1 protein-coding gene is annotated in these 252 nt (G+C 58.3%); it reads right to left on the bottom strand.

Annotation, left to right across the window (positions count from 1 at the left end):
• Nucleotides 1-252: hypothetical protein (locus GWC77_RS29405; RefSeq protein WP_217283480.1), on the bottom strand; the 252-nt coding region annotated here is incomplete at both ends.

Genomic DNA, 252 nt, shown 5'->3' on the forward strand with positions numbered 1-252 from the left:
GACCACGACGCCGGCCGGCGGTGGGCAACTCGCTAGCGGCGAGCATTTCTTTTCGATGCATGGCTTTGTAGCGGATCGGCGAGTAATAGCTGATTGCGCTGTGCCGGCGGCTGAGGTTGTACCAGCCTGTGGCGCGACAATCTGGATGAGAGACGCGCGACAAACAAGATGAGAATGTCGCGGCGAGGTTGATGATGCCGATGTTGATTGACGCTGACAAGCGTTTGTTGATTGACGCGCGGCGCATGTTGC

The sequence above is a fragment of the Paraburkholderia sp. NMBU_R16 genome, assembly GCF_013282575.1.
In the GTDB taxonomy this organism is placed as follows: domain Bacteria; phylum Pseudomonadota; class Gammaproteobacteria; order Burkholderiales; family Burkholderiaceae; genus Trinickia.